Source organism: Agromyces laixinhei (assembly GCF_006337065.1).
Taxonomy (GTDB): Bacteria; Actinomycetota; Actinomycetes; order Actinomycetales; family Microbacteriaceae; genus Agromyces; species Agromyces laixinhei.
On record NZ_CP040872.1, the window covers coordinates 2,052,616 to 2,077,148 of the forward strand.

The 24,533-nt window shown below is 69.5% G+C and carries 23 protein-coding genes and 1 tRNA gene; 18 read left to right on the forward strand and 6 right to left on the reverse strand.

Annotation, left to right across the window (positions count from 1 at the left end; translation table 11 throughout):
• Window positions 1-112: 112 nt before the first annotated feature.
• Genes FHG54_RS09630 through FHG54_RS09645 form a run of 4 tightly spaced genes read right to left on the reverse strand, consistent with a single transcriptional unit; the run spans window position 113 to window position 5,226 of the window.
• Window positions 113-1,735, reverse strand: a complete 1,623-nt coding sequence (locus FHG54_RS09630) for a dipeptide ABC transporter ATP-binding protein (RefSeq protein ID WP_139417080.1) — start codon at window positions 1,733-1,735, stop codon at window positions 113-115.
• The gene (locus tag FHG54_RS09635) at window positions 1,732-2,607 is read right to left on the reverse strand and encodes an ABC transporter permease (RefSeq protein WP_415858935.1); all 876 of its coding nucleotides are present in this window, start codon (window positions 2,605-2,607) and stop codon (window positions 1,732-1,734) included. The genes FHG54_RS09630 and FHG54_RS09635 overlap by 4 nt, the downstream gene beginning before the upstream one ends.
• Window positions 2,604-3,515, reverse strand: a complete 912-nt coding sequence (locus FHG54_RS09640) for an ABC transporter permease (protein ID WP_233437740.1) — start codon at window positions 3,513-3,515, stop codon at window positions 2,604-2,606. Before FHG54_RS09640 ends, FHG54_RS09635 begins: the two co-directional genes overlap by 4 nt.
• 49 nt (window positions 3,516-3,564) lie before the next feature.
• The gene (locus tag FHG54_RS09645) at window positions 3,565-5,226 is read right to left on the reverse strand and encodes an ABC transporter substrate-binding protein (RefSeq protein WP_139417082.1); all 1,662 of its coding nucleotides are present in this window, start codon (window positions 5,224-5,226) and stop codon (window positions 3,565-3,567) included.
• 127 nt (window positions 5,227-5,353) lie between these two features.
• Between FHG54_RS09645 and FHG54_RS09650 the strand changes: the two genes are divergently transcribed.
• From FHG54_RS09650 to ndk, 5 genes are all read left to right on the forward strand, one after another.
• The gene (locus FHG54_RS09650; RefSeq protein WP_139417083.1) at window positions 5,354-5,749 is read left to right on the forward strand and encodes a GntR family transcriptional regulator; all 396 of its coding nucleotides are present in this window, start codon (window positions 5,354-5,356) and stop codon (window positions 5,747-5,749) included.
• Window positions 5,750-5,981: 232 nt separating this feature from the next.
• Window positions 5,982-9,299 carry an isoleucine--tRNA ligase gene (gene ileS, locus FHG54_RS09655; RefSeq protein ID WP_139417084.1) on the forward strand — a complete coding sequence of 1,106 codons (3,318 nt, stop codon included), beginning with the start codon at window positions 5,982-5,984 and terminating at the stop codon, window positions 9,297-9,299.
• Window positions 9,296-10,666 (forward strand): bifunctional folylpolyglutamate synthase/dihydrofolate synthase, encoded by a 1,371-nt coding sequence (locus FHG54_RS09660; RefSeq protein WP_139417085.1) that lies wholly within the window; start codon window positions 9,296-9,298, stop codon window positions 10,664-10,666. The genes ileS and FHG54_RS09660 overlap by 4 nt, the downstream gene beginning before the upstream one ends.
• Window positions 10,663-11,133, forward strand: coding sequence for a DUF4233 domain-containing protein (locus FHG54_RS09665; protein WP_168197153.1), 471 nt, complete (start codon window positions 10,663-10,665; stop codon window positions 11,131-11,133). Before FHG54_RS09660 ends, FHG54_RS09665 begins: the two co-directional genes overlap by 4 nt.
• Entirely contained in the window at window positions 11,130-11,549 is a 420-nt protein-coding gene (gene ndk, locus FHG54_RS09670; RefSeq protein ID WP_139417087.1) for a nucleoside-diphosphate kinase, read from the forward strand. Before FHG54_RS09665 ends, ndk begins: the two co-directional genes overlap by 4 nt.
• A gap of 4 nt (window positions 11,550-11,553) precedes the next feature.
• On the opposite strand, the gene FHG54_RS09675 is transcribed toward ndk, so the two are convergent.
• Window positions 11,554-12,180 (reverse strand): vitamin K epoxide reductase family protein, encoded by a 627-nt coding sequence (locus FHG54_RS09675; protein WP_139417088.1) that lies wholly within the window; start codon window positions 12,178-12,180, stop codon window positions 11,554-11,556.
• A gap of 274 nt (window positions 12,181-12,454) precedes the next feature.
• Here FHG54_RS09675 and FHG54_RS09680 point away from each other — a divergent pair, with 274 nt between their 5' ends.
• Entirely contained in the window at window positions 12,455-15,181 is a 2,727-nt protein-coding gene (locus FHG54_RS09680; protein WP_139417089.1) for an Rne/Rng family ribonuclease, read from the forward strand.
• Here the strand turns inward: FHG54_RS09680 and FHG54_RS09685 are convergent.
• Window positions 15,170-15,463, reverse strand: a complete 294-nt coding sequence (locus FHG54_RS09685; RefSeq protein WP_139417090.1) for a DUF4031 domain-containing protein — start codon at window positions 15,461-15,463, stop codon at window positions 15,170-15,172. The two genes, FHG54_RS09680 and FHG54_RS09685, sit on opposite strands and share 12 nt — an antisense overlap.
• A gap of 268 nt (window positions 15,464-15,731) precedes the next feature.
• Here FHG54_RS09685 and rplU point away from each other — a divergent pair, with 268 nt between their 5' ends.
• From rplU to FHG54_RS09745, 12 genes are all read left to right on the forward strand, one after another.
• The gene (gene rplU, locus FHG54_RS09690; protein ID WP_139417091.1) at window positions 15,732-16,040 is read left to right on the forward strand and encodes a 50S ribosomal protein L21; all 309 of its coding nucleotides are present in this window, start codon (window positions 15,732-15,734) and stop codon (window positions 16,038-16,040) included.
• A gap of 18 nt (window positions 16,041-16,058) precedes the next feature.
• The gene (gene rpmA, locus FHG54_RS09695) at window positions 16,059-16,316 is read left to right on the forward strand and encodes a 50S ribosomal protein L27 (protein ID WP_056009138.1); all 258 of its coding nucleotides are present in this window, start codon (window positions 16,059-16,061) and stop codon (window positions 16,314-16,316) included.
• 72 nt (window positions 16,317-16,388) lie between these two features.
• Window positions 16,389-17,993: a GTPase ObgE gene (gene obgE, locus FHG54_RS09700; RefSeq protein WP_139417092.1), complete on the forward strand. Its 1,605-nt coding sequence runs from the start codon at window positions 16,389-16,391 to the stop codon at window positions 17,991-17,993.
• A complete protein-coding gene (gene proB, locus FHG54_RS09705; protein WP_139417093.1) occupies window positions 17,990-18,808 on the forward strand; it encodes a glutamate 5-kinase in 819 nt (272 codons plus the stop codon). Before obgE ends, proB begins: the two co-directional genes overlap by 4 nt.
• 9 nt (window positions 18,809-18,817) lie before the next feature.
• A complete protein-coding gene (locus tag FHG54_RS09710) occupies window positions 18,818-20,086 on the forward strand; it encodes a glutamate-5-semialdehyde dehydrogenase (protein WP_139417094.1) in 1,269 nt (422 codons plus the stop codon).
• Window positions 20,087-20,137: 51 nt separating this feature from the next.
• Window positions 20,138-20,356 (forward strand): hypothetical protein, encoded by a 219-nt coding sequence (locus tag FHG54_RS09715; protein ID WP_139417095.1) that lies wholly within the window; start codon window positions 20,138-20,140, stop codon window positions 20,354-20,356.
• Between the two features lie 16 nt (window positions 20,357-20,372).
• Window positions 20,373-20,972 (forward strand): nicotinate-nucleotide adenylyltransferase, encoded by a 600-nt coding sequence (gene nadD / locus FHG54_RS09720; RefSeq protein WP_139417096.1) that lies wholly within the window; start codon window positions 20,373-20,375, stop codon window positions 20,970-20,972.
• A 35-nt stretch (window positions 20,973-21,007) separates the two neighbouring features.
• Window positions 21,008-22,093, forward strand: a complete 1,086-nt coding sequence (locus FHG54_RS09725) for a hypothetical protein (RefSeq protein ID WP_139417097.1) — start codon at window positions 21,008-21,010, stop codon at window positions 22,091-22,093.
• Between the two features lie 34 nt (window positions 22,094-22,127).
• Window positions 22,128-22,502: a ribosome silencing factor gene (rsfS, locus tag FHG54_RS09730; RefSeq protein WP_139417098.1), complete on the forward strand. Its 375-nt coding sequence runs from the start codon at window positions 22,128-22,130 to the stop codon at window positions 22,500-22,502.
• A 103-nt stretch (window positions 22,503-22,605) separates the two neighbouring features.
• Window positions 22,606-22,681: transfer RNA gene (locus tag FHG54_RS09735), tRNA-Ala, on the forward strand.
• A 176-nt stretch (window positions 22,682-22,857) separates the two neighbouring features.
• Window positions 22,858-23,085: a helix-turn-helix transcriptional regulator gene (locus FHG54_RS09740; protein ID WP_139417099.1), complete on the forward strand. Its 228-nt coding sequence runs from the start codon at window positions 22,858-22,860 to the stop codon at window positions 23,083-23,085.
• Between the two features lie 485 nt (window positions 23,086-23,570).
• A complete protein-coding gene (locus tag FHG54_RS09745; RefSeq protein ID WP_139417100.1) occupies window positions 23,571-24,218 on the forward strand; it encodes a tyrosine-type recombinase/integrase in 648 nt (215 codons plus the stop codon).
• Window positions 24,219-24,533 lie beyond the last annotated feature (315 nt).

Genomic DNA, 24,533 nt, shown 5'->3' on the forward strand with positions numbered 1-24,533 from the left:
ATATCGGCGGCACCGTGTCGGTGGTGAGGTGCCTGAATATGCCACGTTGCAGCCTACCGGAGAGCGTGCCCCGAGCAGGCAGCCCGATCGTGGCGCGGCCCGGCCGTTCGAGTCAGTTGGGGAGGCGGGGCGAGTCGGCGACGAGCCGCGCGGTGTACGCGTGCTGCGGGCGGGTGAACACCTGCTCCGCGTCGCCGGTCTCGACGAGCTGCCCGGCCTGCATGACCGCGACGCGATCGGCCATGTGGCGCACGACGCCGAGGTCGTGGGAGATGAACAGCAGGGCGAGTCCGCGCTGCCGCTGGAGGTCGTCGAGCAGGTCGAGGATCTGCGCCTGGATCGTGACGTCGAGCGCCGACACCGGCTCGTCGCAGATCACGATCTCGGGCGAGGCGGCGAGCGCTCTGGCGATCGCGACGCGCTGCCGCTGACCGCCCGAGAGCGTCAGGGGCCTTCGATCCGCAACGGATGCCGCGAGCCCCACCTGCTCGAGCAGTGCTGCGACGGCACCGGGCGCGCTGCGGCGTGGGCCGTCCACGGCGTCGGCGAGGAGGCGCCCGACGGTCCACCTCGGGTCGAAGGAGCCGAGCGGATCCTGGTAGATCGCGCCGATGCGGCGGCGTGAGGGTCGCCGGCGCCGCTCATCGAGCGTCGACCACTCCTCGCCGTCGAGGTGCACCGTGCCGCGATCGGGCCTCGTGAGCGCGAGCGCGAGACGCGCCACCGTGGTCTTGCCCGAACCGGATTCGCCGACGAGGCCGAGCGTCTCGCCGCGGCGCAGCGACAGTGAGACGTCGTCGACGGCGGCGAAGCGGCCCCCCGGCACGCTGAACGTCTTCGTCAGGTGGGAGAGTTCGAGGAGCGGGGCCACGCCGGCGACCGGCCTCGGAGCCGGCGACGGCCTGTGCGATGAGGCCGCGGCGGGCGAGGCCGACAGCCGAGCCCCGCGAGGGATGTCGGCCGGCACCGCAGCGATGAGCGACCTCGTGTACTCCTCGCGCGGCGACTCCAGCACGTCGCGGGCAGCGCCGGCCTCGATGATCCGGCCCTGCCGCATGACGAGGATGCGGTCGGCCGTGCGCGCCACCACCGCGAGATCGTGACTGATGAGCAGCATTCCCGTTCCGCGTTCGCGGATCTCGTCGAGCAGGCCGAGGATGCGCGCCTGCACGGTGACGTCGAGGGCGGTCGTCGGCTCATCGGCGATGAGCAGCGGCGGATCGAGCGCGATGGAGGCCGCGATGAGCGCCCGCTGACGGAGCCCGCCCGAGAGCTCGCCGGAACGCCGACCGATCGCGAGGGCGGGATCGGGCATGCCGACTTCCGCGAGGAGTCGCAGTACGCGCTCCCGGCGCTCGGCCGCCGGCAGTCGCAACAGGATCCGGAGCGGGTCCTCGATCTCGCGACCGACGGTACGCAGCGGGTCGAGCGAGCCGAGCGCGTCCTGCAGGATGAGGCCCGCCCGGCGGCCGCGCACTCCTCGCCAGTCGCCTTCGGTCGCCGCGCGCAGTTCGACGCCGTCGATGCGCAATCGCTGTGCCGAGGTGTGGGAGTCGGCGCCGGCCAAGCCGAGGAGGGCGCGCGCGGTCACCGATTTGCCCGAGCCGGACTCGCCGACGATGGCGACGCATTCGCCCGGCATGATCGTCAGGTCCACGCCGTGCACGACGTCTGCGCCGCCGAATCCGACTCGCAACTGCGAGACCTCGAGCACGGGTGCCGGTGTGTTCGTCATCGCTCGCCCCGTCCGCGTCGGGTGAGCGCGCGCCCGAGCACCGTGGTCGCGATGGTCGTGCCGACGATCATGAGGCCGGGGAACACCGTCATCCACCAGGCGGTCGCCAGGTACGTGCGGCCGGCTGCGAGCATCGCCCCCCACTCGGCAGCGGGCGGCTGCGCGCCGAGCCCGAGATAGCTGAGGGCCGCCGCCCAGACGATCGCCTGACCGATGCCGAGCGTCGCGAGCACGAAGAGCGGGATGAGTGCGTTCGGCAGCACGTGTTGCGACAGGATGCGGGCGGGGGAGCGGCCGAGCACCCGGGCCGCCTCGACGTACTGCGACGATCGGATCGAGACGAGCTGGCCGCGAATGATCCTGGCGTAGCCCGGCGCCGTCGACAGGCCGACCGCGACGGTCGCCGTGACGGGCCCGGGGCCGTACACGACGATCACGAGCAGGGCGAGGAGCAGACCGGGGAAGGCGAAGAGCACCTCGACGAGCCGATTGACGCCGAAGTCGACGATGCGGCCGCCGAAACTCGCCAGCACGCCGAGCACGAGTCCGAGTGCGAGGCCGATCGCGGTCGCCGCGACCCCGATGAGGAGCGAGGTGGCGGTGCCGGCGACGACCCGGCTGTAGATGTCGCGGCCCGACTCATCGGTACCGAACCAGTGCGCGAGCGACGGCGACTCGAAGGCCTCGGCCGGGGCGATCTCGTTGGGGTTCTGGGTGGCGACGAGATCGGGCGCGACGGTCGCCGCGAGCAGGAAGAGCACGAACGTCGCGGCGATCACGGTGCCGAGACGGGGCATCCGGCCGCGCCGGCGCACCGGCGCGTGCGCGGCCGACGAGACCGCCGTGGCCTGCTGGAGTTCGAGATCGCTCACCGACCGGCCTCCTGACGCAGCCGCGGGTCGGCGATGCGGGCGACGAGGTCGGTGAGCACCGTCATGAGCACGTAGACGAGGGCGACCAGCAGCACCACGCCCGTGACGACGGGGATGTCGCGCAGGGTCACGGCCTGCAGCAGGGTGCGACCGAGCCCCGGCATCGCGAAGATCGTCTCGACGACGACCGCCCCCGACAGCAGCCAGCCGAGCGCCCACCCCGACAGGCTGATGGCGGGAAGGGCGGCATGGCGGATGGTGTGACGCACGCGCACGCCCACGGCGCTCTCGCCGCGGGCCCTGGCCGAGACCACGAAGGGCTGCTGCATGGCGCCCAGCAGGCTCTCGCGCATGACCTGGGCGAGGAAGCCCGAGAGCGGGATCGCGAGCGTCACGACGGGAAGCACGAGTCCGGCCGGGGTGCCGGTGGCGACCGGCGGCAACCAGCCGAGCCCGGCGGCGAAGACCGCGATGAGCACGGCCGCGAGCCAGAAGTGCGGGAGTGCGGCCGCCGTGATCTCGACACCCTCGCCGACGGCGCTCGCGATCCGGCCGCGCCCGGTCGACCAGATCGCGACGGCGAGCGCGAGAATCCACGCGAGCACGAGCGCGAGGGCCGCGAGCAGGAGGGTGCCGCCGAGCTGCGCGGCGAGCAGTTCGGCGACGGGGAGCTTGAGGGTGTACGACACGCCGAGGTCGCCCGTGACGAGCCGGCCGAGCATCGCGAAGTACTGCGTGATGAGCGGTTGGTCGAGTCCGTAGTCGCGCCGCACCTGGTCGAGGGCCTCCTGGGAGGCCTGTGAGCCGGGCCCGCCGAGGATCGCCTGTGCCGGGTCACCGGGAATGAGTCGGATCGCGAAGAAGGTGAGCGTGGCGACCGCCCACAGCACGAACACCGCGCCGGCCATGAGGAGGCCGGCGCGGCGAAGGGGTGCGCCGCGACGGGAGCGGCGGTGGTCAGCCGGCGAGCCAGGCGTCATAGAACGTCGGCGTCGAGACGGTGGGCATCGCGCGAGCGCCCTGCACCGAGGAGCTCAGCAGGAAGCTGTTCTGCTGGTCGTAGAGCGGCAGAAGGTAGGAGCCGCCGAGGATCAGCTGCTGCGCGCGCTCGTACATGTCGGCACGTGCCTCGGGGTCGCTCGTGGCCGCAGCCTCCTCGAGCAGCGAGTCGACCTCGGGGTCGTCGAGCTGCGCGAGGTTCGCGAAGTACCCGCTCGGTGCCGGGGTGATGCTGTCGGAGTGGTAGAGGATGCGCAGAACATCCGGGCCGACCTTGGTGTAGGGGGCACTGACGATCTCGTACTCGTGCGCCGCGAGCGCGCCGTACCAGCTCGAGAGGTCGAGCAGCTCGATGTCGACGTCGAAGCCGGCGACCTTCGCAGTGGCCTGGACCTGCTCGAAGAGCGATTGCTCGGCGGGAACCGACTGGTTCGTGCTCACCGGGAACCGCACGGTGAGGCGTGCGCCGTCTTTCACGCGATAGCCGTCGGCGTCGCGCTGCGCCCAGCCGGCCTCGTCGAGCAGTGCATTCGCCGTGTCGAGGTCGGGTTCGAAGAGGGACTCGTCGGAATATGCGACCGCCTCCACCGAGGAGAGGGCGGAATACGATCGTGCCGCAGTGCCGAAGAAGAGCGCGTCGATACCGTCGTCGACCTCGACCGCACGAAGGAAGGCCTCGCGCACCCGCTCGTCGTCGAAGGGCGCCTGGCCCGAGTTGAGTTCGATGCGGTTCGCCGCGCCGGGGCGGGGTGCGTCGAGCCAGACGAACGAGTCACTCGACTTCGCCGCCGCGATGGTGTCGGGCTGCGGGTTGTCGATGACGTCGACCTGGCCGCCCTGCAGGGCGGCGTAGCGCGATGCGGAGTCGGGAACGAACCGCCATTCGATCGCCTCGAGGTAGGCCGGTCCGTCGTGCGCGGCGTCGGCGGGCGGTGACGTGTAGTCGTCGTTGCGCACGAGCGACACGCGATCCTGCTTGACCCACTCGTCGACGATGAACGGTCCGGTGCCGATCGGCGCCTGGCAGTTCTCGTCCATGCCGCGAGCGAGTCCGGCCGGGGATTCGATCGCGAGCCACGGCTGGGTCAGCGATTCGAGCAACGCGCTGTCGGGCGCGCTCATCACGAATCGCGCGACCCGGTCGCTGACGACGTCGACCCGGTCGACCTTGCCGAGGGCGAGGTAACCCGTCGACGACTGCGTGGCCGGGTCCTTCAGATGTTCGACGTTGACCTTGACGGCCTCGGCGTCGAGCGGCGTGCCGTCGGTGAAGGCGACGTCGTCGCGCAGCGTGAACTCCCACGAGAGGCCGTCGTCGGATTCCGTCCACGACTCGGCGAGCCAGGGGATGATCTCGCCTGAGGTGTCGCGCGAGACGAGCGACTCCAGGAACTGCCCGGCGAGGAGCGCCTGCGGGTAGTTTCCGCCGACGTGCGGGTCGAGGCAGGTCGGTTCGGCATCACCGCTCGCATAGCTGAGCGTGCCGCCCGAGACCGGTTCGCCGGATGTTTCGGACGTCGGTGCCTGGCAGCCGGCGAGCACGATCGTCGAGACGAGGGCGACGCCGATGATGCCGAGCCTGCGGGCGGTCGGGGAAGTGGTCACGGGTGCAGCACGCATCGAGGTCCTTGCGGTGGGGAAAGTGGGGCCGGGCTCGCGTCGGCGTGGGCCCGCATTCATCCTGACACCGGAGCAGGGCCACGACAAGGAACTTGTTCTAGTTCACCTAGAAGAATAGTCTGAACCAATGCTGATCGGTCTCGATGCGACCCGCGACGCGCCGCTGTTCGAGCAACTCGCGTCGGGGCTGCGTGCGTCGATCATCGACGGGCGTCTCTCGGGCGGCGAGCGGTTGCCCCCGGCGCGAGAGCTCGCCGCGTCGCTCGACCTCAACGTGCACACCGTGCTCCGCGCCTACCACCGCCTGCGTGACGAACGCCTCATCGAGCTCCACCGCGGGCGGGGCGCCGTCGTGGCCGTGCGCGTCGGCGGGCACAGCGCACTCGCCGGCGCCGTGCACGATCTCGTCGACGAGGCGAAGAACCACGACCTGCCCGAGGCCGCGCTGCTCGCACTGGTCGGGGAGGCGTACCGCTCGGCGCCCCGTGCTTCGGGAGTGCTGCGCCCCACGCCGACGCGGTAGGCTTGACAGACACGACGTTGATCCGGCCATCACCGGGAAGTCTTCGGAAGAACCAGGGCGGGCGCCACGCGGCATCCGCTCGGCAGTAGAACCGAACGGGGCGGCCCGTCACAGCCGGCAATGAGGGGTGAGTCGGTCGCAAGGCGCGGCTCGCAAGCGAGGTGGTACCGCGGCGGCGCTCGATCGAGCACCGGCGTCCTCGTGAGAGCATCCGTCCCCGCAAGGAGCGAGCGTGTACCCCCGCACCCCAGACGACCACGGCGTCGCCCCCTCACCCGAGTTCCCCGCCGTCGAGCGCGACGTGCTGGCCTTCTGGAAGGCCGACGGCACGTTCCAGGCCTCGATCGATCGGCGCGAGGGCAACCCCGAGTGGGTCTTCTACGACGGCCCGCCGTTCGCCAACGGGCTGCCGCACTACGGCCACCTGCTGACCGGGTACGCGAAAGACCTGTTCCCGCGGTTCCAGACCATGCGCGGCAAGCAGGTGCACCGCCGTTTCGGCTGGGACACGCACGGGCTGCCCGCCGAGCTCGAGGCGGAGCGCCAGCTCGGCATCACCGACAAGAGCGAGATCGAGGAGATGGGCATCGCGGCCTTCAACCAGGCCGCTCGCGACGCAGTGCTCCGCTACACGAAGGAGTGGCAGGAGTACGTCACGCGTCAAGCACGCTGGGTCGACTTCGAGCACGACTACAAGACGCTCGACGTGACCTTCATGGAGAGTGTCATCTGGGCGTTCAAGACCCTGCACGAGAAGGGTCTCGCCTATGAGGGCTATCGTGTGCTGCCGTACTGCTGGCGCGACCAGACGCCGCTCTCGAACCACGAACTGCGCATGGACGACGACGTCTACAAGATGCGTCAGGACCAGACCGTCACGGTGACGTTCCCCCTCGTCGGGGCGAAGGCGGAGTCACTGGGGCTGACCGCCGTGCGCGCGCTCGCGTGGACGACGACCCCGTGGACCCTGCCGACGAACTTCGCCCTCGCGGTCGGCCCGGGCATCGAGTACGCCGTCGTGCCTGCGGGCCCGAACGGCACACCCGACGCGACGGTGCTCCGCGAGGAGATCGGCACGGCCGCCACAGGCGGTGCGGCATCCGACACCGAGGTGCTCGGCGGCGAGTACCTGCTCGCGATCGACCTCGTCGGCAACTACGCGAAAGAGCTCGGCTACGAATCGGCCGATGATGCTCGCGCCGCGGTCTCCCGCACCGTTCGCGGCAGCGAGCTCGAGGGCGTCGCCTACGACCGCCTCTTCGACTACTACGCCGACGTCGAGGAGTACGGCCTGCAGAACGCGTGGCGCATCCTCGTCGCCGACTACGTCACGACCGAAGACGGCACCGGCATCGTGCACCAGGCCCCCGCCTACGGCGAGGAGGACCAGAAGATCTCCGAGGCCGCCGGCATCCCGGTGATCATCTCGCTCGACGAGGGCGGCCGCTTCCTGCCTGCCGTGACGGATGTCGCAGGACTCCTGTGGAGCGACGCGAACAAGCCGCTCACCCAGCTGCTGAAGGCCGAGGGGCGCCTGCTCCGCCAGGCGAGCTACGACCACTCGTACCCCCACTGCTGGCGGTGCAGGAACCCCCTCATCTACAAGGCGGTCTCGAGCTGGTTCATCCGCGTGCCCGAGTTCAAGGGCCGCATGGGCGAGTTGAACCATGACATCAACTGGGTGCCCGACAACGTGAAAGACGGTCAGTTCGGCAAGTGGGTCGCCGGCGCACGCGACTGGTCGATCAGCCGCAACCGCTACTGGGGTTCGCCGATCCCCGTGTGGAAGAGCGACGACGCCGAGTACCCCCGCATCGATGTGTACGGCTCCCTCGAAGAGCTCGAGCGCGACTTCGGACGCCTGCCGGTGAACCCCGAGGGCGAACCCGATCTGCACCGTCCGTACATCGACGAGCTCGTGCGCCCGAACCCCGACGACCCCACCGGTCGCTCGATGATGCGGCGCATCCCCGACATCTTCGATGTGTGGTTCGACTCGGGCTCGATGCCCTTCGCACAGGTGCACTACCCGTTCGAGAACCGGGAGTGGTTCGACAGCCACAACCCCGCCGACTTCATCGTCGAGTACATCGGGCAGACCCGCGGCTGGTTCTACGTCATGCACGTGCTCTCGACGGCACTGTTCGACCGGCGCGCCTTCTCGAACGTCGTGAGCCACGGCATCGTGCTCGGCAGCGACGGGCAGAAGATGTCGAAGTCGCTGCGCAACTATCCCGACGTCTCAGAGGTCTTCGAGCGCGACGGCTCCGACGCGATGCGCTGGTTCCTCATGTCGAGCTCGGTGCTGCGCGGCGGCAACCTCATCGTCACCGAAGAGGGCATCCGCGAGGGCGTGCGGCAGTTCATGCTGCCGCTCTGGAGCACCTGGTACTTCTTCTCGCTCTACGCGAATTCGGCCCGCGAGGGCGGCTACGAGGCATCCGCTCGCACCGATTCGACCGACGTGCTCGACCGCTACCTGCTCGCGAAGCTCGGCGAACTCGTGACCGGCGTCACCGCGGACTTCGAGGCATTCGACTCGCCGCTCGCCGCGGCGAAGCTGCGCGACTTCGGCGACGTGCTGACGAACTGGTACGTGCGTCGTTCGCGCGACCGCTTCTGGGCGGGCGTCGCCGACGACGGCTCGGGCGGCGAGGCGTTCGACACGCTCTACACCGTGCTCGAGACGCTCACACGCCTCTCGGCTCCGCTGCTGCCGCTCGTCTCCGAGCAGATCTGGCGCGGCCTCACTGGCGGGCGCAGCGTGCACCTGGCCGACTGGCCCGACGCCGTGGCCTTCCCGGCCGACCACGATCTCGTGACCGCGATGGACTCGGTGCGCGAGATCAGCTCCGCTGCGCTGTCGCTCCGCAAGCAGTCGGGTCGTCGGGTGCGGCTCCCGCTCGCGCGCCTCACGGTCGTTGCGACGGATGCCGCGGCGCTCGCGCCGTTCGAGGCGATCCTGCGCGACGAGCTCAACGTCAAGGCCGTCGACCTCGTGACCCTCGATGCCTCGAGCGCCGAACGCTTCGGGGTCACCAAGCGTCTCACCGTCAACGCGCGTGCTGCCGGACCGCGACTCGGCAAGACCGTGCAGCAGGCGATCCGGGCCGCTCGTTCCGGCGACTGGAGCGCCGAGGGCGACACGGTCGTCGCCGGCGGCATCCAGCTGGAAGCGGGGGAGTACGAGCTCGTGCTCGAGGCCGGCGGCTCCGGCGACGCGGCGAACGCGCTCGCCTTGCTCGCCGACGGCGGCTTCGTGATCCTCGACACCGCGACGACCCCCGAGCTCGAGGCCGAGGGCCTTGCGCGCGACGTCGTGCGTGCGGTGCAGGAGTCGCGCAAGGCGGCCGGTCTCGAGGTCGGCGACCGCATCCGGCTCACGCTCACGCTCGATGAGGCAGGCGCCGCGGCGGCCGAGCGCCACCGCGAGCTCATCGGCGGCGAGACGCTCGCGATCGAGCTCGCCGTGATCGCCGGAACCCCGGGCGACGATGCGAGGCCGGTCGGGGAGTCCTCGCGACTGACCGTGGAGGTGGCGAAGGCATGACCGACGAACTCGACTTCACCGACGCGGCCGATGCCGTGTACCGGAGCCTGCTCGAACGGGTCGGCGAAGCCGCCCCCGAACGTCGGCTCGACGCGACGCGACGCGCCGTGGAGATCCTCGGCGACCCGCATCGTGCTGCGCCGGTGATCCACATCACCGGCACGAACGGCAAGACCTCGACGAGCCGCATGGTCGAGTCGATCCTGCGCGCCGGGGGCCTGCGCACCGGGCTCATGACGAGCCCGCACCTCGAGCGGTTCACCGAACGCATCCTCATCGACGGCGAGCCCGTCTCCGACGAGGCGGTCGCCCGCAACTGGGAGGAGATCGAGCCGTTCATCGCCATGGTCGATGCCCGGCTCGCCGCCGACGGCACGGCCCGGCTCACCTTCTTCGAGGCACTCACGGTGCTCGCGTTCGCCTGCTTCGCCGATGCGCCGGTCGACGTCGTGGTGCTCGAGGTCGGCATGGGCGGCGAATGGGACTCGACGAACGTGGCCGACGGCCAGGTCGCCGTGTTCACGCCCATCGCCCTCGATCACGAGTCGGCGCTCGGCACGACCGTCGAGCAGATCGCCCGCACCAAGGCCGGCATCGTCAAGGCGGAGGCCGCGGTGGTGACGGCCTTCCAGCCCCCCGAGGTGCTCACGGTGCTGCGCGACCGGGCCGCCGAGCATGGCGGAACCTTCGCCGTCGAGGGCGGGGCCTTCGCGGTGCTCGACTCACGCGTCGCCGTGGGCGGTCAGCTCATCTCGGTGAAGGGGCTCGCGGGGGAGTACCGCGATCTCGCGCTGCCGCTCTTCGGCCGCCACCAGGCCGAGAACGCCGCCGTGGCCATCGCCGCGGTCGAGTCGTTTCTCGGGGCCGGCACGATGCGCATGGCCGACGAGGTGCTCCAGCAGGGCCTCGGAGCGGTCACCTCGCCCGGGCGCCTGCAGATGGTCGGCACCGAGCCGCCCGTGCTCGTCGATGCGGCGCACAATCCGCACGGCGCGCTCGCCCTCGGCGCCGCGCTCGGGGAGTACTTCGACTTCGACGAGGTCGCGTTCGTGCTCGGGGTGCTCGGCGGCAAAGACGTCGCCGGCATCGTGGGGGCGCTCGCACCGCTCGCCACCCGGTTCATCGTCACCGCCCCCGAATCCGACCGGGCGATCGGGGCCGACGAGCTCGCGGCATCCGTCGCACGTGAGCTGGGGCCCGAGCGGGCCGGTTTCGTCGAGGCCGCCGAGCGACTCGACGACGCCCTCGACGAGGCTCGCGACTGGGCCGCGGCCGCGCCGAAGCGCGCGGTCGTCGTCGCGGGTTCCATCGTGCTCGCGGGCGAAGCCATCGCCATCGCCGCAGACCGTGGATGGGGGCGATCGTGAGCGACCCGACGTCTCCGCCCGAACCCGACGACACCGCGGGCACCGATTCCGGTGCCGCCGATTCCCGAGCCGGCGACTCGTCTGTCATGGCTCCGCGCTCCATCCGCCGGAGTCTCGCCACCATCGTGCTGGGCTTCGAGATCATCGTGGTCTTCCTCGCCGCACTCGTGATCTGGGGCCTCTCCAGGGGCGACAGCGAGGGCTCGCCGCCCTCATGGGTGTACCTCGCTGCGGGCGGCGTCATCATCCTCGCCCTGATCGCGACGATCGGGCTCCTGCGATTCAACTGGGCGTACGCGCTCGGCTGGGCGATCCAGGTGCTCATCATCGCGTCGGGCCTCCTCAACCCCGCGATGTTCTTCGTGGGTGCGCTCTTCGGCGGCATGTGGTGGTACTGCATGGTCGCCGGCGCACGAATCGACCGAGAACGCGCGGCCGCGGCCGCGCAATGGAAGGAACAGCAATGACCACACCCATCGAAGAGACCCTCGTGCTCGTCAAGCCCGACGGTGTCGCACGCAACCTCACCGGTGAGATCCTCCGCCGCATCGAGGCGAAGGGGTACTCGCTCGTCGACATCCGCCTGCTGCAGCCCGACCGCGAGCTGCTCGCCCGGCACTATGCCGAACACGAGGGACGGCCGTTCTACGAGCCGCTCATCGAGTTCATGGAGTCGGGACCGATCGTCGCGATGCGCGTCGCCGGCAACCGCGTGATCGAGGGCTTCCGGGTGCTCGCGGGCACGACCGACCCCACGACGGCGGCGCCGGGCACGATCCGCGGCGACTACGGCCGCGACTGGGGGCTCAAGGTGCAGCAGAATCTCGTGCACGGCTCCGACTCGGTGGAGTCGGCCGAACGCGAGCTCGCGCTCTGGTTCTGAGGTCTCAGCCCAGGGCGTTCTGCAGGTCGATGAGCACGCGCGGTACGGCATTCATCTGCGCTTGCGCGAGCAGCACGACCACCGCGTAGCAGACGACCGTGATGAGCGGCACCCACGACAGCCAGCTGCCCGCGAGTCGGCGAACACGTGCCGACACCGGAATATGTCCTTCGCGGAGGTTGTAGAGCGTCAGCGCCCAGAAGGTCGGAATGGTGACCGCCCACGTGAGCATGCACCACGGGCACAGCACGTCGAGCACGTAGATGCTCTGGTAGATGAGCCAGCCCACGAAGATCAGCGCACCGGCGACGCCGACGTTGAACGCCGCCCAGAACCAGCGCGAGAACGTCGCCCCGGCGAGTATCGCCACCGCGATCGTGATGACCACGGGCCATGCCATCAGACCCAGGAACGGGTTGGAGAAGCCGAAGACGGCGCCCTGCCACGAGGAGAGATTGGTGCTGCAACCGACGAGCACGCCGACATTGCAGGAGGGAATATGCGCCGGATCACTCAGCAGGAGCACCTTCTCCATCGAGAGTTCGAACGCGGCGAGGAGGCCGAGGGCCCCGGCGATCAGGAGGAAGACGGCGAGGCCGACGGGTCGGGAACGGCGGGGGGAGTCCGGCATGCTCGGATTATGGCATGCCGATTCCGCCCTCTGCTGCGAGAGCATGCGATAATCGAAGGAGTCGTCCGGGCCGCGCCCGGAACGACGCCAACGAGGGCTTTGAGGATGCAGCGCATCCGAGTGGGCGGTGAAGGCACCGCAAGACGTGGCGACACAGGCAACCTGCCGGTCGCAGTGATGAAGGATTCGGCGGCTCGGCGCAAGCGCGGGGCCGCTCCAGACGAGTACGGGACGACGGCGCGGCTGTCGGAACCGGCGTAGGAGTGCACCAGAGATGGTGGAAGGCAACGAGAAGAACACGAACGAACCCGAGGCCGGCAGCGGCTCGACCCGCCGGAGGGGCGGCCTCTTCGGCTCGCGCCGCGGCGGTCGCGCCAAATCCTCCACCAAGGCGGTGCCCGAGGTCACGACCCCGGCGGCGACTGAGAGCGCCGTGACGGATGCTGCGGCGCCCGTCGTCTCGGCTGACGAGAGCGCCGAGGCCCCGAGTGCCGATGCCGCGTTCGTCGAGGCGACAGGAACGCCGGAGGCCGGCGCTGCGGTCGATGCCGTGCCGGCCGAAGGGGCCGGCGCCGAGGCATCCGCTGAGCGTGACGCTGCTGCGACCGAGACCGCCGCGGCAGCGGGGCACGCCGCAGCCGACGAACCGGTCTCGCCCATTCCGGCGGCGCTCACCACGACGTCGCTCGTCTTCCACGCGCCGCCCGTGCTCGCGGGCTTCGACCGAGCCGAACACGACGGCCGTGACGGTCGCGAGCGAGACGGCCGCGGCGGACGCGAGCGCGACGATGACGAGTCGTCGTCCGTTCGCCGGCGCACGCGTCGTCGGAGCGGCGAAGAGGGTCGCTCGAACACCGACGAGCCGGCGAACACGGTCGTCAAGGTACGCAAGCCCCGTGAGCCCGAACTCATCACCGAGCCGCAGAAGGTCAAGGGTTCGACGCGGCTCGAGGCGAAGAAGCAGCGCCGGCGCGACGGGCGCGACGCCGGCCGTCGCCGTGCTGTGATCACCGAGGCCGAGTTCCTCGCCCGCCGCGAGTCGGTCGATCGCTCGATGGTCGTGCGCGAGAAGGGCGGCCGCATCCAGATCGGCGTGCTCGAAGACGGTGTGCTCGTCGAGCACTACGTGGCCCGCAATCAGGATGCCTCGCTCATCGGCAACGTCTACCTCGGCCGCGTGCAGAACGTGCTGCCGAGCATGGAAGCCGCCTTCGTCGACATCGGTCGTGGCCGCAACGCCGTGCTGTACTCGGGTGAGGTCGACTGGGAGGCCGCCGCCGAGAACGGCGAGAAGAACCAGCCGCGCCGAATCGAACTCGCGCTGAAGCCCGGCGACCGCGTGCTCGTGCAGGTCACGAAAGACCCGGTGGGCCACAAGGGCGCCCGCCTCACGAGCCAGGTCTCGCTGCCCGGCCGCTACCTCGTCTACGTGCCCAACGGCTCGATGAACGGCATCAGCCGCAAGCTCCCAGACACCGAGCGCGCACGTCTGAAGAAGATCCTCAAAGAAGTGCTCCCCGACAACCAGGGCGTCATCGTGCGCACTGCTGCCGAGGGCGCGACCGAAGAGCAGCTCACGCTCGACGTCAACCGCCTCATCGCGCAGTGGGCCGACGTCTCGACGCAGCTCGAGAAGGTACAGGCTCCCGCGCTGCTGCACTCCGAGCCCGACCTGCTCATCAAGATCGTGCGCGACGTCTTCAACGAGGACTTCCAGAAGATGGTCATCGAGGGCGACGATGCGCGGCAGACCATCGAACGCTACCTCCGCGCAGTGGCTCCCGACCTGCTCGAGCGAGTCGAGGCCTTCGCGGGCGAGCGCGACTCCTTCGACGAGTTCCGCATCAGCGAGCAGATCGAGAAGGCGCTCGACCGCAAGGTCTGGCTGCCCTCGGGCGGCTCGCTCGTGATCGACCGCACCGAGGCGATGACCGTCGTCGACGTCAACACGGGCAAGTTCGTCGGCTCCGGCGGCAACCTCGAAGAGACCGTCACGAAGAACAACCTCGAAGCGGCCGAAGAGATCGTGCGCCAGCTGCGCCTGCGAGACATCGGCGGCATCATCGTCGTCGACTTCATCGACATGGTGCTCGAGTCCAACCGCGACCTCGTGCTGCGCCGCCTCGTCGAGTGCCTCTCGCGCGACCGCACGAAGCACCAGGTGGCCGAGGTCACCTCGCTCGGCCTCGTACAGATGACCCGCAAGAAGCTCGGTCTCGGACTGCTCGAGTCGTTCAGCGAGCCGTGCGAGATCTGTGCCGGGCGCGGCATCATCGTGCACCACGAACCGGTCATGAAGCACCGCCAGACATCGCAGTCGCAGCCCGAGCGGCGACGTGGTCGCGGGGGCAACCAGCAGCAGTCGCAGGCTCCGGCCGCGTCGACCCACGCCGGCACCCACGCGATCACCGACGATGTGAAGAACGCGCTCGCGCAGATCGCGGCCTCGACGATCCCGCACACCGAGCACAAGCACGACGAACCGGCAGCGGATGCCGCAGGGCAGAAGTCGCCCGCTGCTGCGGCCGTCGACGGCGGCGCGCCGACGGCGGATGCCGCGGAGAAGCCGGCCGAGACCTCGGGTGGCGGCGGCCGTCGCCGCGGCCGCCATCGCCGGGTCTCGCAGGAACAGGGCGCGGCTGCCGCTGCCGCGGCCGTGCCGGTCGACGAGTCGTCGCCCGCGCCCGCCGCAGCGTCCGAGCCCGCTGCGGTGTCCGAGCCGGCAGGGGTGTCCGAGCCTGCCGGGGTCTCCGAGGTCGCGCAGATCCTCGACCTGCCCGTTCCGCCCGCATCGCGAAAGCGCCCCGCCCAGAGCGCAGAGACCGAGGTGCTCCTCGACTCGGTGCTCGATGCGCTTCCGGCCCCGAAGCGGGCCGGCGAAGGGCGCGCGCGCAGCCGTCGCGTCTCCACCGCGGCCCTCAGCACGACGGCCGGCGGCTCGCCCGTGATCACTCGGGCCGACGGCTCGGGTGACGACGCGGCATCCGACTCAGCCGAGTGACGACCGGGCTGCGCGCTCGCGCCGTTCACGCGGTGTGACGCGCAGCCCGCTGCTGCCCAGTCGCCGCACGAGCTCTCGCGGCGAGACCGGCACGGCCCCCGCCGCCACGAGGTCGTCGTATCGTTCGACCGGCACGTCGTAGTGGTCGAGATCGAACGATCTCGACGGCAGCCCGGCACTCTCAGCGAACTCGCGGAGTTCGGAGATCGACTCGTCGCTGACGAGATGCGCCCAGACGGTGCCGTGCTTCGGCCACAGCGGTGTGTCGATGAGCACGGTCATGGCCCGATCCTACGTGCATGCCCGCGACTCGCCGGTGGCTCTCGCGTTTGACCGACCCCCGCGACATCCGGTAAACTCGACCGTTGGTGCCGCCGCTTATCCCGGTGCGCCCATCCGCAGGCCTCCAGAACTCAGGTCCCTGAGTTCCAGAGACGCCTGCACACAGTTTTCTGGCAGTGACGACCCTCTCCTTCCCGCTGGGGTCCCGCGCAGTGACACCCCATCAGACAGTCGGAGCCCTCGGGTTCCCCAGAGATAGGTACGAGTAGTGGTTTACGCAGTAGTGCGCGCCGGCGGCCGGCAGGAGAAGGTCGAAGTCGGCACCATCGTCACGATGGACCGCATCAAGGCAGACGAAGACGGCAACGTCACGCTCGCCGCGGTGCTCCTCGTCGACGGCGACAAGATCACCTCCGACGCCAAGGCGCTCGAGAAGGTCACGGTCACGGCCGAGGTGCTCAACGATCTCCGCGGTCCGAAGATCGTGATTCAGAAGTTCAAGAACAAGACCGGCTACAAGAAGCGTCAGGGGCACCGTCAGGACCTCACGCGCGTCAAGGTCACCGGAATCAAGTAAGGGCCTGGGAGAAGCGAAATGGCACACAAAAAGGGAGCAAGCTCCACCCGCAACGGTCGTGACTCCAACGCGCAGCGCCTCGGCGTGAAGCGCTTCGGCGGCCAGGTCGTCGGCGCCGGCGAGATCATCGTCCGCCAGCGCGGCACCCACTTCCACCCGGGCGCGGGCGTCGGTCGCGGTGGCGACGACACCCTGTTCGCGCTCGAGGCCGGTGCGGTGCAGTTCGGCAACAAGGGCGGCCGCAAGGTCGTCAACATCGTGGCGGTCGGCGAATAGTCGATCGATGTTCATCGTGAGGGCGGGCTTCGGCCCGCCCTCACGTGTTTCACTCGGTTTGGAGAATGCAGCATGGTCAGCTTCGTCGACGAGGTGACGCTGTTCCTGCGTGCCGGTCACGGCGGGAACGGCTGCGTCTCCGTTCGCCGAGAGAAGTTCAAGCCGCTCGCGGGCCCCGACGGCGGCAACGGCGGCAACGGCGGCGACATCGTGCTCGTCGCCGACCCGCAGGCGACCACGCTGCTCGGCTACCACGGGCGCCCGCATCGCTCCTCGGCCAACGGTCAGCCCGGCATGGGTGACAACCGGTCGGGAGCCCTCGGCGAGACCCTCGAGCTCCCGGTGCCGATCGGCACGGTCGTGAAAGACGCGAACGGCGTCGAACTCGCCGACCTCACCGAGCCCGGCACGCGCTTCGTCGCGGCCGCGGGCGGCCTCGGCGGTCTCGGTAACGCCGCCCTCGCGACCACGAAGCGAAAGGCGCCCGGCTTCGCGCTGCTCGGCACCCTCGGCGACGAGGCCGACATCACGCTCGAGCTCAAGACCATCGCCGACGTCGCGCTCGTCGGCTACCCGTCTGCGGGCAAGTCGAGCCTCGTCGCCGCCATGTCGGCGGCGCGACCGAAGATCGCCGACTATCCGTTCACCACGTTGCACCCGAACCTCGGCGTGGTGCAGGCGGGCGACCACCGCTTCACGGTGGCCGATGTTCCGGGGCTCATCGAGGGCGCCAGCGAGGGCAAGGGGCTCGGGCTCGAGTTCCTGCGTCACGTCGAACGCTGCTCGGCGCTGTTGCACGTGCTCGACTGCGCGACCCTCGAACCCGGCCGCGACCCGATCACCGACCTCGAGGTCATCCTCGCTGAACTCGCCGCCTACCAGGTGCCCGAGGGACAGGTGCCGCTCCTCGAGCGCCCCCAGCTCATCGCGCTCAACAAGATCGATGTGCCAGAAGCGCATGAACTCGCCGACTTCGTGCGTCCCGAGCTCGAGTCGCGGGGCTACCGCGTCTTCGAGATCTCGACCGTCAGCCACGAGGGGCTCCGCCAGCTCGGCTTCGCGCTCGGCGAGCTCGTCGACACGGCGCGTGCCGAAGTCGCGGCGACGCCGGTGCCCGAGCGCATCGTCCTCCGGCCGAAGGCCTCGAGCGACCCGGGCTTCACCGTGCGCGCCGAAGGCGGCAGCTACGGCACCATGTACCGGGTGCTCGGCAAGAAGCCCGAGCGCTGGGTGCAGCAGACCGACTTCACGAACGACGAGGCCGTCGGCTTCCTCGCCGACCGTCTTGCGAAGCTCGGCGTCGAAGACGCACTCGTGCGCGCCGGCGCCGAAGCCGGATCGACCGTCGTGATCGGCAAGGGATCGGGCGTCGTCTTCGACTGGGAGCCCACGCTCACCTCGACGGCCGAGCTCATCACCGCGCCGCGCGGCACCGACGCCAGACTCGACGAGAACCGCCGCGCCACCCGCGCCGAGCGCCGCGACGAGTACTACGAGCGCATGGACGCCAAGGCCGAGGCCCGCGCCGAACTCGAGCGAGAGCGCGCCGCGGGCATGTGGTCCGAACTCGACGAGCAGACCGCGGCCGAAGCCGCCGAGGGCGATGCCGTCGACGTGCCGGCGAAGTCTGCACTCTCCGACGCCGGAGAGGACTCGAGCGACGAGGCACGGGAATGACCCTCGCCACGCGCGATGAGATTCCCGCGGCCACCCGCATCGTCGTCAAGGTCGGCTCCTCGTCGATCAGCGGCGACAACGCCGAGCAGATCGGCCTCCTCGTCGACGCACTCGCGACGGCGCACGCGCGCGGCGCAGAGATCGTGCTCGTCTCCTCAGGTGCGATCGCCACGGCGATCCCGTTCCTGAGCCTCGACGGCCGGCCCACCGACCTCGCCACGCAGCAGGCGGCGGCCGCCGTCGGGCAGAACGTGCTCATGTGGCGATACCAGACGAGCCTCGACCGCTACGGCGTGCTCGCGGGGCAGGTGCTGCTCACGGCGGGCGACCTCGAGAACGCGACGCCCCGATCGAACGCGCAGCGCGCGATGGACCGGTTGCTCGCCCTCCGCATCCTGCCGATCGTGAACGAGAACGACACCGTCGCGACGCACGAGATCCGCTTCGGCGACAACGATCGGCTCGCCGCCCTCGTTGCCGAGCTCATCGGCGCCGAGCTGCTCGTGCTGCTCTCCGACGTCGATGCGCTGTACACGAAGCCGCCGTACCTCGACGGCGCGCGCCGCATCGACCACGTCGCGCACGGTGACGAACTCGCCGGAGTGGAGATCGGTTCGGTCGGCCGGGCAGGGGTGGGCACCGGGGGAGCCGAGACCAAGGTCTCGGCCGCTCGCATCGCGGCCGACGCCGGCACGGCTGTGCTGATCACGGCCACGCCCCTCGTCGCCGAGGCGCTCGCGGGCCACGACGTCGGCACCTGGTTCGACGCGGCGTCCGAGGGGCGCACGGCGGAGCACGACGCGCCCCTCGCCTAGGCTGTTGCCATGGAGCAACCCGACCTCGACGTCTCGGTGATCGATGCCCGCCTCGCCGCGGCGAAAGACGCTTCGCGGCGCCTCGCGCGAGCGTCGACCGCCGAGAAGGACGCGGCACTCGAACAGGTGGCGCAGTTGCTCGCCGAGCGGTCGGCCGCGATCATCGAGGCGAATGCGCACGACCTCGAGGCGGGTCGCGCCACCGGCATCGGCGCTGGTCTGCTCGACCGCCTCGCCCTCGACGACCGGCGCGTCGCAGCCCTGTCAGGCGCGGTGCGCGAGGTCATCGGCCTCACCGACCCGGTGGGCGACACGGTCAGCGGCCGCTCACTGCCGAACGGGGTGCGCATCGACCAGATCCGGGTGCCGCTCGGCGTCATCGGTGCGATCTACGAGGCCAGGCCCAACGTCACGATCGACATCGCCGTGCTCGCCCTGAAGAGCGGCAACGCCGTGGTGCTGCGCGGCGGTACCGCTGCCGAGCAGACGAACCGAGTGCTCCTCGGCGTGCTCCGCGACGCGCTCGACGCCGTCGGCCTGCCCGCCGACGCCGTGCAGACCGTCGACGACTTCGGGCGCGCAGGTGCCCGCCACCTCATGCAGGCGCGCGACTACGTCGACGTGCTGATCCCTCGCGGCAGCGCCGGACTCATCCGGGCGGTCGTCGACGAGGCGAAGGTGCCGGTCATCGAGACCGGAGCCGGGGTCGTGCACATGTTCCTCGACGAGAGTGCAAGAGAAGACTGGGCGGTCGAACTCGTGCACAACGCCAAGACCCAGCGTCCGAGCGTGTGCAACGCGCTCGAGACCGTGCTCGTGCACGCCGATGCCGCCGCGCGGCTGCTGCCGCCGGTACTCGCTCGCCTCGAGGCATCCGGAGTCACCGTGCACGGCGACGAACGGGTCCGTGCGATCCGGCCCGAGGTGCTGCCCGTGACCGATGAGGACTGGGCGACCGAGCACATGTCACTCGAGATCTCGGTCGGCGTCGTGGATTCGATCGAAGATGCGATGCGACACATCCGCCGCTACTCGACGAAGCACACCGAGTCGATCGTCACGAACGATCTCGGCAACGCCGAGCGATTCCTGAACGAGGTCGACGCGGCCGCCGTCATGGTGAACGCATCGACCAGATTCACCGACGGCGCCGAGTTCGGCTTCGGCGCCGAGGTCGGCATCTCGACGCAGAAGCTGCATGCGCGGGGACCCATGGGGCTTCCCGAACTGACCAGCACCAAGTGGATCGTGCGTGGGGCCGGTCATGTGCGCGGCTGACTTCGCTAGACTGTCTGGAGCACGACCCGCAGGATTCGAAAGGAACGGCGAATGAGCCTCATCACCGCAGCGCAGACCGCGACGGTGTTCACCGAGACGGTGCACGCGAGAGAACTGCCGATCGAATCCTGGGTCTACGGTCTCATCGCGCTCGTCGTCTTCGCCGCCCTCGGCTTCGTCGTCGCGTCGTACCGCGACGTGGCCAACCGCCACGCCGCCAAGGCCGCGGCCTACGCCGCACGTCACGGAGACGAGCACGGCGGCCACTGAGGCGGGCGAGCACGCGATGACGGTCGCGGAGCGCCGGCCGCGCGTCGGGGTCATGGGCGGCACGTTCGACCCGATCCACCACGGCCACCTGGTCGCGGCGAGCGAGGTCGCGCAGTCGCTCGACCTCGACGAGGTCGTGTTCGTGCCGACCGGGCAGCCGAGCTACAAGTCGAACGTCACGCAGGCCGAACACCGCTACCTCATGACCGTGATCGCCACGGCGTCGAACCCGAGGTTCACGGTGAGCCGGGTCGACATCGACCGCGAGAAGCCGACCTTCACGATCGACACGCTGCGCGACGTTCGCGCTGAGCGGCCCGACGCCGACCTCTACTTCATCACCGGGGCAGACGCGATCGCGCAGATCCTGTCGTGGAAAGACGTGCAAGAGCTCTGGGACCTCGCCCACTTCGTTGCTGTGAGTCGTCCGGGACATGTGCTGTCTGTTTCTGGATTGCCCGAGCAAGACGTAAGCTTGTTGGAAGTTCCGGCACTGGCGATTTCGTCGACCGACTGCCGGAGCAGGGTGCGCCGGGGATTCCCGGTGTGGTACTTGGTGCCCGATGGGGTCGTCCAGTACATCTCCAAGCACCATCTCTACCGGAGTGTCGAATGACGTCGTCGCAAGATCCGCCGCTGACGCGCCGCGAAATGCGCGAACGCGAGCGACTGCTGGAGCAGCAGACGAGTTCGGCGAGCCCGGAAGCCGCGGGGCAGACGCTTCCCGTGCCCGACGCGCCGCGTTCTGCCGCAGTGCCCCCGCCGCCGGTTCCGGCCGCCCCGGCCCAGTCGGCGCCGACGCCCGCGGTGCCCGCCCAGTCGGTGCCGGCATCCGCTGTACCGGCACCGTCGTTGCCGGTCTCAACGACGAGCCCGGTGTATGCACCGCCTCGCCCCGCCGGTGGCTTCGGTGCACCCGCTGCTCCGTTCCCCTCCGCTCCGCCCGTGCCTTCCGCACCGCCCGCTGCAGTGCCCCCGCAGAACGCGTTCGCGCCGCGACCCGCGGCGCCGCAGGCACCCGGAGCGGCTCCGCAACCACCGGCGCAGCCGGCGCCCGGCGCGACGAGTCCCGAACGCACCCTCACGCGCCGTGAGCTTCGCGACATGCTCGACGGTCATCAGGTCGACGAGTTCGACGACGCAGAGGCCGAAGCACCGGGCGCGACTCGCGAGCTGCCGGGTCGTGCAGCCTCGTTGCCGGTTTCAGCGCCCCCGATGCATCCGGGTCAGGCAGACGATGCGGCCGACTCGCCATCACCCGCCGTCGGGCACTGGACCAGTCAGCTGAACGCGCCGGCCGAGGCGGCTGAGCCGTTCGACCAGCTGCTTTCTCGCGGAGGCGTCAGCCAGGGCGTGCCGACGACCACCAACGCGCTGATCCTGCCGACGTTGCCCGACCACGGCTCGTTCGGAGCCACTCCGCTCGAGTCGAGCGAGATCATCGCCACCGGTTCGATCGACCTGCCGCGTTCCTACGGCGCAGCAGGCGTGCACCCGAGCCGCGTCGACTCCTCAGATGTCGACCGACTCTTCGACCAGGCAGAAGAGGTCAGCACCGGCGCTGCGCCGGTTGCCGCGACGCGTGCCATCAGCACCCAGGGCGCGGCCCGCGCCATGATCTCCCCGCCGAAGAAAGAGGGCATGAACGTTCCGCTCGTGCTCGCCGTGACCGCCGGCGTGCTCACGCTCGGCGTTGTCGCCACCCTCGTCATCGGCGCCGTCTCGGGGCTGTTCTGATCCGAGATCTCCATCACGCACCGGAAGTGAGCGCATGACAGCATCCGAACAGGCCCTCGAAACGCTCGCGCTGGCGGCGCGAGCAGCCGATTCGAAGGGCGGCGACGACCTCGTCGCGCTCGACGTGTCGTTGCAGTTGCCGTTCGCCGATGTCTTCCTCCTCGTGACCGGCAACTCCGAGCGCAACGTCGTGGCAATCGCCGACGAGATCGAAGACGTGCTCGGTCACGCCGGCACGCAGACGAGGCGCCGTGAAGGGCACAATGCCGGGCGCTGGATCCTGCTCGACTTCGGCGACCTCGTCGTGCACGTGTTCCACCAGGAGGAGCGGCTCTACTACGGCCTCGAACGGCTCTGGGCCGACTGCCCGGCGCTTCCGGTCGCTCCGCTGCTCGCGGCGAACAGCTGACCGGAGCGGGTCGCGCCGGTCGAGGGCCTGTCGATTTCGGTCGATTTCGTTCGCGGGTGGCGGCTGGTGTAAGCTCGATTCGTTGCTTCGAACGAGGCAGAACGGGTCTGTGGCGCAGCTGGTAGCGCACCTGCATGGCATGCAGGGGGTCAGGGGTTCGAGTCCCCTCAGATCCACCAAAAACCCCTGATGAATCGCAAGATTTGTCAGGGGTTGTCTCGTTGAAATCGGCCCGAAATGGGCCGTTGGGGCTGTTTTGGGTCTGTTTTCAGAACGATGACGGGCCTCGACAGGCATCCACATGCGAAGTCCTGAGACGGCAAGCATTTCGGCTTGATGCGCACTCCTAGCGAGTATGAACACATCAACGCATCCCACCGTCCCGGCATCCCGTTTCGTCGACGAACTCGGGGACTACCTGAGCGTCGACGAACTGGCGCAGTATCTGCAACTGTCCAAAGAGACCATCTACCACTGGCGTCTCGACGGAACGGGCCCGAAGGCCACCAAGCTCGGCAAGCATCTGCGCTTCAGTCGCGAGAACGTCCAGGCCTGGCTGCAGGCCCGAACGGACCGACGGTGAACGCGGCGATGGACTCCTGCTCTGCGCAGACAGAGGACGAAGGCCATGCCACGCAGCAGAATCGAACCCGGATCGCACGGGGAGATCACCTACCAGGACCTGCCCGACGGCCGCATTCGCGGCACCGTTATCTTCCGCCGCATGGACGGGAGCTATGGCAAACTCCGCACTGTCGCCACTTCGCGGGCGAAAGCGCGGAGGACGCTCGTGGAGCGTGTCGGAGACGCCTACGAGGCGGTTCATTCGCACGGTGACGGGCTGACGCCGGACTCGCTCTTCCTCGAGCGCGCAGGAGTACATGGAACACGTGGCGTTTGCCGGCGACCAACGCGATACGACCCGGCATGAGAACAACCGGCTCATTCAGAAGAAGATCGCACCCTTGATGGGATCGCTCGCGCTGCGAGATCAAGTCGACTACGATCCTGCGGGTCTACAAGACGATCCATCGGGATACACTGCGTCAGGCTGACACGTGCAAGGCGTTGATCAGCCAGATCTGCTCGTACGCCGTCATGAACGACCTCATGGTCGCGAACCCGGCCCGCGAGGTCAAGAGCGCGAAGCGGAGGCCGAAGCCGATCTACGCGCCCGACGCCATGCAGTTGGAAGCCTTCCGGGCGATCATCCGCGACTACCAGAACCGGGAGGACCGGATGGGGCCGCGGCCATCAGATCTCTTGGGCGACGTGGTCGACCTCATCCTCGCGACCGGCGCCCGCGTCAGCGAGGCGGTCGGACTCAAGTGGCAGTTCGTCGCCCTCGAGTCAGAGCACCCGAGCATCACGATCGCGGGCAAGGTCGTGGACGCCAAGGGCCAACCCAAGCATTACGAGGATTACCTCAAGTCGGAGTCGGGCTGGCGCCGTATCCTCGTTCCCTCCGAGTTGCTACCGATGCTTCGCCGTCGCAAGCTGTCGAGCAATGGCAACGACTTCGTCTTCCACACGCGGACAGGGGCACCCAATGGAACTCAAGACATCCATCGAGCGCTCCGACGCGTCCGGGAATGGGCCGACCTCGACGAGGAACTCGTGCCGCACGCACCCCGGAAGTCGGCCGTCACGGCGGTCGCCGATGCGCTGGGATCGAAGGCGCCGCGCAGTTCGCCGGCCACAAGCGTTCCCGGGTGACGGAGCAGTACTACGCCAAACGTGCCGTTCAAGCACCGGACACCTTCCAGGTGCTTGGTGCTCTTCAACGGTCCAGGACGGGCAGCGAGGTCGTTGGCATCGACGCCAAGCGCGCTGAACGATGAGCGCGAGCGCACGTGGCGTGGTGCCGCACCCGGTGCGGCGCCACTCGGGATCTCGAGCTCAGCCGTATCGGTGCAGCGACGGACGCGCCACCGAGTTCGCTGCGCGAGAGGGCCACACGGCGCAACCTGCGCTCGAAGCGCATCGGGCAGTTTCCAGACCGCGCCACCAGGGTTCCATGTCAGAGAGGTG

Excerpts from the sequence above, each read along its gene's own strand:
- FHG54_RS09740 (WP_139417099.1), top strand. The coding sequence starts at position 22,858 with ATGAACACATCAACGCATCCCACCGTCCCGGCATCCCGTTTCGTCGAC.
- nadD (WP_139417096.1), top strand. The coding sequence starts at position 20,373 with ATGACGGTCGCGGAGCGCCGGCCGCGCGTCGGGGTCATGGGCGGCACG.
- FHG54_RS09640 (WP_233437740.1), bottom strand. The coding sequence starts at position 3,515 with ATGGCCGGCGCGGTGTTCGTGCTGTGGGCGGTCGCCACGCTCACCTTC.
- ndk (WP_139417087.1), top strand. The coding sequence starts at position 11,130 with ATGACCACACCCATCGAAGAGACCCTCGTGCTCGTCAAGCCCGACGGT.
- FHG54_RS09650 (WP_139417083.1), top strand. The coding sequence starts at position 5,354 with ATGCTGATCGGTCTCGATGCGACCCGCGACGCGCCGCTGTTCGAGCAA.
- FHG54_RS09725 (WP_139417097.1), top strand. The coding sequence starts at position 21,008 with ATGCGCGAACGCGAGCGACTGCTGGAGCAGCAGACGAGTTCGGCGAGC.
- proB (WP_139417093.1), top strand. The coding sequence starts at position 17,990 with ATGACCCTCGCCACGCGCGATGAGATTCCCGCGGCCACCCGCATCGTC.
- rsfS (WP_139417098.1), top strand. The coding sequence starts at position 22,128 with ATGACAGCATCCGAACAGGCCCTCGAAACGCTCGCGCTGGCGGCGCGA.
- FHG54_RS09630 (WP_139417080.1), bottom strand. The coding sequence starts at position 1,735 with ATGACGAACACACCGGCACCCGTGCTCGAGGTCTCGCAGTTGCGAGTC.
- obgE (WP_139417092.1), top strand. The coding sequence starts at position 16,389 with ATGGTCAGCTTCGTCGACGAGGTGACGCTGTTCCTGCGTGCCGGTCAC.
- FHG54_RS09710 (WP_139417094.1), top strand. The coding sequence starts at position 18,818 with ATGGAGCAACCCGACCTCGACGTCTCGGTGATCGATGCCCGCCTCGCC.
- FHG54_RS09685 (WP_139417090.1), bottom strand. The coding sequence starts at position 15,463 with ATGACCGTGCTCATCGACACACCGCTGTGGCCGAAGCACGGCACCGTC.
- FHG54_RS09680 (WP_139417089.1), top strand. The coding sequence starts at position 12,455 with ATGGTGGAAGGCAACGAGAAGAACACGAACGAACCCGAGGCCGGCAGC.
- rpmA (WP_056009138.1), top strand. The coding sequence starts at position 16,059 with ATGGCACACAAAAAGGGAGCAAGCTCCACCCGCAACGGTCGTGACTCC.
- FHG54_RS09660 (WP_139417085.1), top strand. The coding sequence starts at position 9,296 with ATGACCGACGAACTCGACTTCACCGACGCGGCCGATGCCGTGTACCGG.
- FHG54_RS09715 (WP_139417095.1), top strand. The coding sequence starts at position 20,138 with ATGAGCCTCATCACCGCAGCGCAGACCGCGACGGTGTTCACCGAGACG.
- FHG54_RS09675 (WP_139417088.1), bottom strand. The coding sequence starts at position 12,180 with ATGCCGGACTCCCCCCGCCGTTCCCGACCCGTCGGCCTCGCCGTCTTC.
- FHG54_RS09645 (WP_139417082.1), bottom strand. The coding sequence starts at position 5,226 with ATGCGTGCTGCACCCGTGACCACTTCCCCGACCGCCCGCAGGCTCGGC.